Source organism: Candidatus Krumholzibacteriia bacterium, from assembly GCA_030748535.1.
GTDB lineage: Bacteria > Krumholzibacteriota > Krumholzibacteriia > JACNKJ01 > JACNKJ01 > JASMLU01.
In genome coordinates, this window is sequence record JASMLU010000001.1 from 1 (window position 1) to 11,269 (window position 11,269).

An 11,269-nucleotide genomic window follows, 5' to 3' on the forward strand; every position below is an offset into this window, starting at 1 on the left:
GGGAAAAAACCGGGAGCACACTCTCAGTTACGCATTCTAGGGAAGAGGAAGAGAAAAGGACATCCCGCCGGGGCACCGGCGGGATGGACATGATCGAAGAAGTCTCTGAGAGGATACCTCCAGGAGATACATTCTCAGAGGCACAACCTTAGTTGTAGATTTCACTCCGGAAATCCAGCACCTCATATCGATCTTTCAGACCCTTGAGCCAGTCCTCGAACCAGGCCTGCTGTGCCTGAGCCAGAAGGGTCTCTGTGATCTCTTTCTGATCTTCCTCAAGTCCGGCGATGTCAGCCTTCTTGTGAGCGGTCTTTTCAAGAACCCAGAAGCCCTGGGGAGTCTCAATCACCCCGCTAATGGCATTGACCGGCATCATGTAGGCTGCCAGATGGAAGGAAGTCTGCGAGCCGACTCCCGGCAGGTAGTCCTTGTATCCGAACTCCTTTTCCTGCAGTTCAAAGCCCTGTTCCCCGGCTGCTAATTTCAGCTTGCTTCCGTCTTCAATCATCCCTGCGATTTTTTCCACGCGACTGCGAGCCCGTGATTTCTTTTGATCGTCTTCCCAGGCGCGGAGTACTCGGGCGCGGGAATCCTCCAAGCTGCTTGTCTGCTCGGGGAGAACTTCCAGAAGCTGAATGACAAAGTCCGCATCGCGCGCCCGGAAGCGGCGGCTGACTTCTCCTTCTTCCATCCTGGCGGCAACGGCACTGATGGCGAAAGCACGACCGAGACCTTCGACATTGTCCAAAGAGCCAAAGGGCGAGGGTTGTTGTACTTCCAGCCCCAGACTGGTCCCCGCATCAAGCAGGCTCTCCATTTCGATTGCGCGAGTCTGGAGGGTGTCGGCAAGGGATGCAACGGAGTCGAGGGTTGCGTAACTGGGTTCCACTTTCATCAGGATGTGGCTGGCCTGGATTTCCTCCTCGCCCGTCTCATTCTTGCGACTGCCCATTCGACGAATCAGATGGAAACCGAAGTCACTGAGAACCGGCTCGCTGGTATCACCGTCTTCCAGAGCAAAAACCGCTTCATCAAACTCGGGAACCATGCGCCCCCGGGAGAACCAACTCAGATCGCCACCGTTTTCTGCCGTGCCGCTGTCATCGGAGTAGTCACGGGCAAGAGAGGCAAACTCAGCACCGGCCTCCAGTTCCTCCATCAGGAAATCCATCCTTCCGCGGACATAGGCGATATCCTCTTCACTGGCTTCCCGCCCGAAGCGAACAAACTGGATCTGGTAGCGTTCGGGGTCGGTGAAATCCTCCGGGTGAGAATCCAGATAGGACTGGAGTTGCTCATCCCCGGGGTCCTCGTCTTCCAAGTCCTGATCTCTCCAGGCCATGCCGGTGAAGATCCCCTCGATCTTGTCATTGCGGAGGGAAAACTCCTGGGCCACCTCACCCATGCTGATATGCATCTGGCTGCTGAAAATCTGCTGAAGCCGACTGAAGGGAAGGTTCTTGCGAACGGCATCTTCAATAGGAACCCAGTTGATTCTCGGATCCGTGAGAGCCTGTCGGTAGATCTCTTCATTGAACTGACCATTCTCGTCCTGGAACTGCTGCCGCAGGAATTCGGGAGGGTCATTGATGAGGACATTGGCGATTTCCTCTTCCGTGGGATGAAGACCGAGTCGGTCCACTTCCAGTTGGAAGAGAGATTCATTGACCATCTGATCAAAAACCTGATCGAGAATCCTCAGGCGTTCGTCTTCCGTGATGGCCTGTCCGGGAGGGCGCTGGGAGGCCGCGTCGCTGATCGACTGGCGGTAGCGCTGGTCAAATTCCCGCAGCTGAATTGGCGATTCTCCCACCATGGCAACAAATCGTTGTCCCTGGGGGGCAGCGCCCTGACTACAGTCCATTCCCTGGAAATCAGCACCCCAGACAAAGACCATCGTTGCCACAAAGGAGATCACGACGGCCCAGAGGACGATCTTGATGAAGGTCTGTTGCCTCATCTGGCTCAGCATGGGAGGAACCCTCCTGGTTGGAATTCAAGTGCAAGGGCCGCCGGAACAGGCGACCCTTTGCGAAGCGGGAAATTAGCACAACTTTCGCCGCTTCGCAATCCGCATTTCTCCGGCTTGAGATCGCCGGCGAATTGCGCTATGGTAGGCAGACACTCCAGGAAAAAGGGAATATGAGTCGCTCTTTCGTCCATCTGCATAATCACTCGGACTACAGCCTGCTTGACGGAGCCATCCCCGTAGGGAAACTGGTGGAAGCGGCCGTGGAGCAGGGCATGCCTGCCATTGCCTTGACCGACCACGGCAATCTATTCGGAGCCATCAACTTCTATCTTGCGGCAAAGAAGGCAGGGATCCGGCCGATTATTGGCATGGAGGCCTATTCCACCCCCGGAAGTCGGCATGACCGCGCCACAGGAAACGGCAGGGGCTCCCGGAGTCACCACCTCGTCCTTCTCGCCCGCAACCTTGAAGGTTTTCACAACCTCATTCAACTGAGCAGCCATGCCTATCTGGAGGGCTTCTACTACAAGCCGAGGCTTGACCGGGAACTCCTGAAGAGACACTCCGCAGGACTCATTGCTACGACTGCTTGCATGTCCGGGGAAGTGAACCGGCACTTCATCGATGGCCAATATGAGGAAGCACGAAGGGTTGCTCTGGAACTGCAGGAGATTTTCGGGGAGGGACATTTCTTTCTGGAAATCCAGAATCACGGGCTCGAAGAGGAAGAGAAAGTCCGAGAGAGTGCGGCCCGGCTTTCCCGGGAAACGGGGATCCCTCTTGTGGCGACCAATGATTGCCACTATCTCCATCGCGAGGACTCCGAAGCCCACAATGTGCTTCTCTGCATCGGCACGGGAAAAACCCTGGACGATGAGAACCGCTTCCAGATGAAGGGAAGCGAACTCTGTTTCAAGTCCTCTGAAGAAATGCAGGAGGTTTTCGCAGACTACCCCGAGGCCTGTGAGAACACCTTGAAGATCGCGGAGCTCTGCGATCTGGAGATCCCGATGGGGGAGAACCTGCTTCCGAATTTTCCTCTTCCCGATAAATACGCAGGGGAAGATGAGTACCTTGCCAAACTGTCTTTGGAGGGTCTGCAAAAGCGTTACGGGGAAGTGACAGAGGATTATCGCGAGCGTCTTGATTATGAGCTGTCGGTGATCCGGAAAATGGGCTTTGCCGGTTACTTCCTTATTACCGCAGACTTCATCGATGCCGCGCGCGAGAGAAACATCGCCGTGGGTCCCGGGCGTGGAAGTGCGGCGGGAAGTCTTGTTTGCTACAGTCTGGGGATCACGGAACTTGATCCTATCTTCCACGGGCTCCTTTTTGAGCGTTTTCTCAATCCCGACCGAATCTCGATGCCTGATATCGACATTGACTTCGATTACGAGCGACGGGGAGAAGTGATCGACTATGTCGCCGCAAAGTACGGCGAAGAGAATGTCTGCCAGATCATCACCTACGGAACCATGAAGGCGCGGGCTGTGATTCGTGACGTGGGCCGCGTTCTCGGTCTTCCCTATGGGGAGGTGGACCGCATTGCGAAGATGATTCCTGAAGACTTGGGCATGACTCTCGATCGTGCTCTGGACATCAATCCCGATCTGAGGGCTCTGGCCTCCGAGAGCGAGACTCACGACAAGTTGATCCGCTACAGCCAGACTCTGGAGGGTCTCATCCGCCATGCTTCCACCCACGCTGCGGGTGTGCTGATTACCCCCGACCCTCTCGTAGAACACATTCCCCTGTTCCGAAACAACCGCGAGGAAACCACTACGCAGTGGGACATGGTTACCTGCGAACAGGTAGGTCTGCTCAAGATGGACTTCCTGGGTCTTCGCACCCTGACCGTGATTGAAAACGCGCTGAAGATCATCAATCACGGACGCCCCGATGATGAGCAGATGCAGGCGAGTGACATTCCCCTTGATGACAAGGCCACTTATGATCTGATGAAAAAGGGAGACACCATCGGGCTCTTCCAGATTGAGTCCTCCGGGATGCGTGACATCCTTCAGCGGCTCGTTCCCGACTGCTTTGAAGATATCGTGGCTGTCAATGCACTCTTCCGTCCCGGCCCTCTGGGCAGTGGTATGACCGATGATTTCATAGAAAGAAAACGCGGTCGCAAGCACATTGCCTATCCGCATGAAGACCTCAAGTCCGTTCTGGAGGAAACGCACGGAACGATCCTCTATCAGGAACAGGTCATGAAGATTGCGCAGATCTATGCCGGCTTCAGCCCCGGACAGGCAGATGAGCTTCGAAAGGCCATGGGCAAGAAGAAGATGGACATGATTGCCCGCATCAAGCTCGGCTTTATCGAAGGCGCGGTGAAGATAGGGCGCGACCGCAATAAGGCGGAAGATCTCTTCGATCTTGTCGAACACTTCGGCGGCTATGGTTTCAACAAGAGCCACTCGGCGGCCTATGCCGTTCTCTCTGTCAGGACCGGCTATCTGAAAGCTCACTATCCGGCCGCTTATCTGGCTGCCTGCATGAGTAGCGAGATGGGCAATACGAGCCGGATCGTGATTCTGATGAACGAGTGCCGAAGCCATGGCATCGAGGTGGTTCCTCCCGATGTGCAGAAGAGTTGGCGGGAGTTCCGCGTGGTCGACGGTCGGGTTTTCTTCGGGCTGGGAGCGGTCAAGAATGTGGGGGATGGTGCTATCGAGGAAATCCTTCGCGCTCGGGGGGAAGAGGGGGGCTTCCGCGACCTTCACCATTTCTGCGAGAGCCTGGATCTTCGAAAGGTCAACAAGAAGGTGCTCGAGAGCCTGGTCCTTGCCGGTGCGATGGACACTCTGGGGCCGAACCGACCGAGCATTCTGGCCAGTCTGGAAGATGCCATGCGTTCTGCGCAGAGTCGGCAGCGGGATCTGGCTGCCGGTCAGATGAACCTGCTTGATTCCCTTTCAAGCGACGAACAGGATGCCACACGCCCCGGTCTGTCGGAGCTTCCTCCCTGGGAGAGGGGAGACCTTCTGGCCAGGGAGAAGGAAGTGCTGGGCTTCTTCGTTTCCGGACATCCTCTGGACAGGGTGAGAAGGCTGGTGGAGAGCCTTCCTGTGTCGGATGCGGATCGCCTGAGCCGTGTGGCCGATGGTAGCATTGTTCGCACCCTGGGTCTCATTACAGGCGTGAGCCGGAAAACCGACAGCAAGGGCCGCACGATGGCTTTCCTCAGCGTGGAAGATTTCATGGGTTCCTACGAGGTGATTGTCTTCTCTTCCGCCTATCAGAAGCTGTCCGAAAAGCTGAGCGAGGACCGGATTCTCGCTTTCGAAGGCAAGGCGAATGTGAAAGAGGAAGGGGAGGTGAAACTCCTGCTGGACGAGGCGCTGGACCTGGAAGAAGCGCTGGAAAAGTGGCCGCGTCAGGTGCACTTCTATCTGGGAGAGGATTTTCAGCCGGAGTGGCTTCCGGAACTGGAAGAAGAACTCCGGCAGCATGAAGGAAGCCGGGAGCTTGTCTTTCACCTGCCCGGGCAGGAGGGACAGGATCTACAGGTGCGGGCCCGCGGTCTTTCCATTCGAACGGGAGAGTGGATGGGGGACTTCCTGGAGAAACACTCCGAACGACTCAGTTGCCGTTTTGTTCTTGCAAAGGCCAGCAGCGCAGGCAACGGACATTTCCGCTCCCGATACCGAAGCTAGTCCAGAAGAGCCTCGATGTGGGGCCACTGTTTCTGGGCCTCTTCATAACCACTCTGGACAATTTCCCGAATCTTCTTGAGGTCTCCGCTCATCTCCATGGGAATGCGTGGAGCTACTGCGTGTGGGTATTGATCCATCAGTTGCCTCGAATAGTCATCCTGCTGAATCAGCCCGAGTGCCCGCCACATGACATAGACAATGGCCGGTGCCTTGCCGCGATGCAGTTCCTGTTCTTTTTCGAAGTGCTCTCTCTCCCGACCGACCTCCGTATCGCTGGGGAGGCGTCGGAGGGCGCGGACAGGGATCACAGGAAACCCGCAACCTTCCAATGCCCGGGCAGGAACCGGGCAGGTGATGCCACCGTCCACCAGATAGGTGTCCTGCCAGGGTTTGGGTACAAAGATGCCGGGCATGGAGATTGAGGCGCGGATGGCGACCCGGGCGCTCCCGGTTCGGAGAACCACCTCCGATCCGCGGATCAGATCCGTGGCATTGATCACCAGAGGGATGGAGGCATCTTCCAGCAGGAAGTCCCCGCCCATGAGATCCTCGATCCTGTCCATCAGCTTCGTTCCCCGGAAGAGCCCAGGGCGAAAGAGGCTCAAGTCACGAATCAACAGTGCCTTGGGATGGAGCTTGTCGAAAAACTCCGCCAGAAGTTCCTCCACAGCCCGGGCATCCGGGTTCCGGCTGTAAAGGGCAGAAACGATGGCGCCCATGCTCGTTCCGCCCAGAATTCGGACGGGAACCTGCTTTTCCTCCAGAAGACGGAGCAATCCGAGGGCAATTACCCCGAAGGGGACCCCACCGCCCATGGCAACGGCGACCCCTCTGCTGCCCTGAGAGCCTTGTTTTTCCTGCATTTCTTGCCTCTTGCTGAAAACAGCTTTTCTTTGACGACCCGGGAAGACTCGACTAGAATCTCCCATTCAGCGGACGGAAGCATTGAAGAACAGGAGCAGCATGGCCGTCAAGGCAGTTCGAAAGAATCCGGGCAAAGACGCAAACCTGGATCTCTTCGATGGGGCGAAAAGCACCTCGAAGAAAGAAACCCCGGCTCCCGAGAAAAAGACGGGCAAGACGACGCGTTCCCATGCTCGCAGGAAGAACCATGCAGAGAGCATGGCGGCAAAACAGCGGGAAATCTCCATCAGCGAGTTCTTTACGAAGAATCGCCACCTTCTGGGTTTTGACAATCCCAGCAAGGCTCTGCTGACCACGATCAAGGAAGCCGTAGACAACAGTCTGGATGCCTGTGAAGAGGCTGACATTCTGCCGGATATCCGGGTGGAAGTGCAGATGAAGGCGGAGGACCGTTTCTGTGTCCGGGTTCGGGACAATGGACCGGGAATTGTGAAGCAGCAGATTCCCCGCATCTTCGGAAAACTTCTCTATGGTTCCAAGTTCCATTCTCTCAAGCAAAGTCGTGGACAGCAGGGCATTGGCATCTCTGCGGCCGGCATGTACGGGCAGTTGACCACGGGGCAGCCGGTGAGGATTGTCAGTCGCCCCGGTTCCCATGCCAAGGCACACCGCTATGAACTGAAAATCAACACCCGCAAGAATGAGCCCATAGTAACTCTTGATGAAGTCAGGGAAGACTGGCCTCACGGTCAGGGAACCCAGGTGGAACTGGACATCGAGGCCAGCTACAAGCGGGGGCGCAGAAGCATCGATGACTATCTGGAACTTACCGCCGTTTCCAATCCCCATCTTGAACTCGTGTATCTGACACCTTCCGGCGATGAAGTCGAATACCCGCGGGTCAGAGATGAACTGCCGCGGGAGCCGAAGTCCATCAAGCCCCATCCCTACGGGGTGGAACTTGGCGCTCTTTTGGCCATGGCCCATGAGACCAAGGAGAGAACCCTGACCGGCTTCCTCTGCACGGAGTTCAGCAGGGTCGGGAGCAAGGTGGCCGACGAGATTCTGCAGAAGGCCATGCTTTCTCCCAAGTCTCGCCCAAAGAAATTAGGTCGCGATCAGGCGGAGCAACTGCTGCGGGCCATTGCGCAGACGAAGATCATGAATCCGCCGACCTCCTGTCTTTCTCCCATCGGAGCAGAAGAACTGGAGGCGGGGCTCGCCAAGGTGGTGAACTCGGAGTTTTTCACTTCGGTGTCCCGCAGACCTTCCGTCTACCGGGGGAACCCCTTTCTGGTGGAAGTAGCTCTCGCTTGGGGAGTGGAGGGAATGAAGCAGGATGATCTGGTCGTTCTGCACCGCTTTGCCAATCGGGTTCCTCTTCAGTATCAACAGGGAGCCTGTGCAATCACCAAGGGCGTGATGGCGACAAGCTGGAAGAGCTACGGATTGAGCCAGTCCCGGGGAGCCCTTCCGGCAGGACCCATGGTGCTGCTTGTTCATGTAGCCAGCGCCTGGGTCCCCTTTACCAGTGAAAGCAAGGAAGCTCTGGCCAGTTATCCGGAGGTTCTCAAGGAGATCAAGCTCGGTCTGCAGGAGTGCGGACGCAAGCTGGGAACACACATCCGCAAAGGCAAGCGCAGGGAGGATGCAGAGAAGAAGCGGGACTTGATTCGCAGTTACCTTCCCACCATTGGAGAAGCACTGCGGGAAATCCTGAACCTCAGTGAAAGCAGGGAAAAGAAGGTCGTCGCAAGTCTTCAGGACACCCTTGAAAAGAGCAGGAAGTTCTAGCATGGCAGGCAAGAAAGTACTCGACCGGATTCGCCAGGAAGCCCGCAAGGTGGAAAAAGCTGCCATCGAAGGTGACAAGCCCCTGATGCGTTTTCCCATCCGCAGCCTGTCCAATGTCCGTTACGATCCAAAGATAGGGCATTTCGCCATCAAGTCCGGCAGGAAGGAGCGGGCCCTGACCGTGGGCACGGTGAAGACCTTCGCGCAGACCCTGAAGATGTTGAGCCTCTCCAAGGATCTCCTCGAGGCCAATGACATCGCCACGAAGCGAGAGGCTTATTATGTCTCGAAGAACTGGGGAGAAGCCCGCTTCCACGACCAGCCCGAGAGTGACACGGTGCTGGAGGATGTCGAGGCTCTCTTCGGCGTGAATCGCGAGCAGTTGGGTTTCATCCCCGAGGAAAAGGGGGGCGATGTCGCCGGCAATCTCGTGGTCATCGACCGGGACAGCGACACGGGCAAGAAACTGCGCATCGATTGCACGAAATTCGGCAGCGGAGCCTATTCGATTCCCATCAGTGTGGAGCATCTCGAGTTCGAGACGGACGCAAAGTTCATCCTTGCGATTGAGACTGCGGGAATGTTCCAGCGTCTGGTGAAGCACAACTACTGGAAACAGGCTGGGGCCGTTCTGGTCAGCATGGGCGGCGTGCCCACCCGCGCCTGCCGTCGTTTCATCCGTCGCCTTGCTGACGAGAAGAAGATCCCTGTTTATGTCTTCGTCGATGGTGATCCTTACGGGATTACGAACATTTACCGTACCCTGAAAGTGGGCAGTGGCAATGCCGCCCACCTGAACGAGTATTTTTGCGTGCCACAGGCGCGTTTTTTGGGCATTATGCCCCGGGACATTCGCGACTACGATCTTCCCACTCATCCCCTCAAAGAGGTGGATGTGAAAAGAGCGAAGGATGCCCTGAAGAATGACCCCTTTGTGCAGCATTACAAGCAGTGGCAAAAGGCTCTTGAGGAAATGATCCGAATGGGGGTGCGTGCCGAACAGCAGGCCCTGGCCAAGCATGGACTGAACTATGTGATCGAGGAGTATCTTCCCCGGAAACTGAGTCATCCGGAGAAGTTTCTCCCCTGACGGAGGTGAGTGAATGAGAAAGTGTATCCTGATCCTCTTCCTGCTCTTGGCGACCTCCTCTCTGGCCCAGGAAGACTACTATCTGGTCAACAGCCCTCTTGCGGCTTTGCCGGCTCACGGGGACTACCAGTTTACCGCGAGGATTCTCGATGGGGGGACCGTGCTTGCACGCACGGAGATCGGCATTCAGGATCGTTTTTCTCTGGGACTTTCCTGGGGAATGCTGGGGCTACTGGGAACCGGCAAGGTGCGTACTTACTCTGAAACCGGATTGATGTTGCGCTACCGACTGGTCGAAGAAATCGAACTGCCCTCCATGCTTGTCGGCTTTGACAATCAGGGGCAGGGCAACTGGTCCGACGAGTACCAGCGCTATGATCGAAAGAGCAAGGGCTTCTTCTTCGTGATGACCCGCCACTGGTTTGGTCCCTTTGGCACGGACTTCAGCACGAGCGGTGGCCTGAACTACAGTCTGGAAGGCAATGATGAATCCGGCTTTGATCTTTTCGCCGGTCTGGAATGGGTGCTGGAGCCTCGATTCTCCCTGATCCTTGACTGGTCCGCAGGGCTGAACGATCGTTATCTGGACGAGCGTTTCGGGGAGGGTAATGGCTGGCTGGACCTTGCTTTGGCCTGGAAGATTGCCGACCGGATCCAGTTCAAGGTTCTGGTTTGCGATCTCTTCGAGAATTCCCTGGACCCGGTGACGGGAGAAACCCCGGGCGCAGAGCGGCAACTGCTGGTATCCTTCGGCAGTCATTTCTAGGAGGGCCTGTGAACGGCAGCTGGCTGGATTTTGAAAAACCCATTGTGGAACTGGAGAGCCAGATCAAGGATCTGCGTTCCTTTGCCGATGGGCAGAAGATGGAAGTGAGCGATGAATTGCGTCGTCTGGAGGAGAAGGCCGACAAGCTTCGCCACGAGATCTACGGCAATCTGAGCAGATGGCAGAGAGTCCAGCTTGCTCGCCATCCCCAACGACCCTATACGCTTGACTACATTGAGCGCATCTTTACGGATTTTCAGGAACTGCATGGTGACCGGAATTTCAGAGACGACCCGGCCATTGTCGGGGGGACGGCTTTGCTCGGGGGGCAACCGGTCATGGTCATCGGCCATCAAAAGGGGCGGGAAACCCGCGAGAATATCCGGCGCAATTTCGGCATGCCCAATCCCGAAGGCTATCGCAAGGCGCTTCGCCTGATGGAAATGGCCTCCCGTTTCTCTCGACCCATTATCACCTTTGTGGACACTCCGGGTGCCTATCCCGGAATCGGCGCGGAGGAGAGGGGGCAGGCGGAGGCCATTGCCCGGAATCTGAGGGAGATGAGTCGCCTGGAGGTACCTGTCATTGCGGTCATCACGGGGGAAGGCGGAAGCGGCGGCGCTCTGGCTCTGGCCGTGGGAGACCGGGTGCTGATGCTGGAGAATTCCATCTACGCCGTGATCAGTCCCGAGGGTTGCGCCTCCATTCTCTGGAAAGATGCCAGCAAGCGGGAGGAAGCGGCCGAGGCTCTTCGCCTGAGCAGCCGGGATCTTGCAGAAATGGAAATCATTGATCGCGTGATTCCCGAGCCTCTGGGAGGTGCCCATCGGGACCAGGCTGGGATGTCCCTGAAATTGAAAGAGGCACTCATTGAGGAAATAGCCTCCCTTTCAACACGAAGTCCCGAGTCCCTGATTTCCAGCAGAATTGAGAAGATCAGTCGAATGGGTGTCTTTGACGAAGCGGAACCGACTTGATTCGGCTTCCCGGAGCCTTTATCATTAAGACAGCTTGCAGCTTGCACGCAGGAAAAGGCATCGTTTCCCTTCCTGCGTTTTTCCTGAATCCCCTGTTCACAATTCAGTGTCTTTGGCGTATACCTCCCTTGCGAGAGGGAG

Annotated in this window: 7 protein-coding genes; 5 read left to right on the forward strand and 2 right to left on the reverse strand. The window is 56.6% G+C overall.

Annotation, left to right across the window (positions count from 1 at the left end):
* Nucleotides 1–148: 148 nt before the first annotated feature.
* Nucleotides 149–1,972 carry a peptidylprolyl isomerase gene (locus QGH30_00005; protein ID MDP7020727.1) on the reverse strand — a complete coding sequence of 608 codons (1,824 nt, stop codon included), beginning with the start codon at nucleotides 1,970–1,972 and terminating at the stop codon, nucleotides 149–151.
* A gap of 170 nt (nucleotides 1,973–2,142) precedes the next feature.
* On the opposite strand from QGH30_00005, the gene dnaE reads away from it, so the two are divergent.
* On the forward strand, nucleotides 2,143–5,637 hold the full coding sequence (gene dnaE, locus QGH30_00010; protein ID MDP7020728.1) for a DNA polymerase III subunit alpha: 3,495 nt from the start codon (nucleotides 2,143–2,145) through the stop codon (nucleotides 5,635–5,637).
* Here dnaE and QGH30_00015 read toward each other — a convergent pair.
* Nucleotides 5,634–6,500: a patatin-like phospholipase family protein gene (locus QGH30_00015; GenBank protein ID MDP7020729.1), complete on the reverse strand. Its 867-nt coding sequence runs from the start codon at nucleotides 6,498–6,500 to the stop codon at nucleotides 5,634–5,636. The two genes, dnaE and QGH30_00015, sit on opposite strands and share 4 nt — an antisense overlap.
* A 100-nt stretch (nucleotides 6,501–6,600) precedes the next feature.
* Here QGH30_00015 and QGH30_00020 point away from each other — a divergent pair, with 100 nt between their 5' ends.
* From QGH30_00020 to QGH30_00035, 4 genes are read left to right on the forward strand one after another with little or no spacing between them, the layout of a single operon-like run.
* Nucleotides 6,601–8,295, forward strand: coding sequence for a DNA topoisomerase VI subunit B (locus QGH30_00020; GenBank protein MDP7020730.1), 1,695 nt, complete (start codon nucleotides 6,601–6,603; stop codon nucleotides 8,293–8,295).
* 1 nt (nucleotide 8,296) lies between these two features.
* Complete coding sequence (locus QGH30_00025; protein ID MDP7020731.1) at nucleotides 8,297–9,385, forward strand: DNA topoisomerase IV subunit A; 1,089 nt, start codon at nucleotides 8,297–8,299, stop codon at nucleotides 9,383–9,385.
* 13 nt (nucleotides 9,386–9,398) lie between these two features.
* Entirely contained in the window at nucleotides 9,399–10,151 is a 753-nt protein-coding gene (locus QGH30_00030; GenBank protein ID MDP7020732.1) for a hypothetical protein, read from the forward strand.
* 8 nt (nucleotides 10,152–10,159) lie between these two features.
* Nucleotides 10,160–11,128, forward strand: coding sequence for an acetyl-CoA carboxylase carboxyltransferase subunit alpha (locus tag QGH30_00035; GenBank protein MDP7020733.1), 969 nt, complete (start codon nucleotides 10,160–10,162; stop codon nucleotides 11,126–11,128).
* The last annotated feature ends 141 nt before the right edge of the window (nucleotides 11,129–11,269 follow it).